Origin of the sequence: Pseudoalteromonas sp. 120-MNA-CIBAN-0494 (genome assembly GCF_040308885.1) — a bacterium.
GTDB classification, from domain to species: domain Bacteria; phylum Pseudomonadota; class Gammaproteobacteria; order Enterobacterales; family Alteromonadaceae; genus Pseudoalteromonas; species Pseudoalteromonas nigrifaciens.
In genome coordinates this window covers 1-294 of sequence record NZ_JBEOOE010000116.1, presented here as the reverse complement: position 1 = coordinate 294, position 294 = coordinate 1, and the positions used below count along the sequence as shown (strand labels likewise).

Genomic DNA, 294 nt, shown 5'->3' with positions numbered 1-294 from the left:
TTGAATTATTGCTTAATAGCAAACGTCATCCAGAGCAAGCTTATCGCACCTGTTTAGGGGTGTTAAGTTTAGCTAAAGCGTATTCAAAGGAACGCCTCGAGCGAGCATGTTACCGAGCAGTTTGCATGAATACGACCACACACAGATCTATTAAGCAAATGCTGCAAAAAGGGTTAGACCAACAACCATTACCCACACTCCAAACAGAGCCAGAAATGCCAATTACACACAGCAACATACGTGGCACAGATTACTACCATTAAGGAATGCAAACATGATAGAAACAATTAATCA

Annotated in this window: 1 pseudogene; it reads left to right on the top strand. The window is 41.2% G+C overall.

Annotated elements, in window-relative coordinates:
* Nucleotides 1–263 (top strand): annotated as a pseudogene (locus tag AAEY55_RS18195) (IS21 family transposase); the annotation flags it as partial.
* Nucleotides 264–294 lie beyond the last annotated feature (31 nt).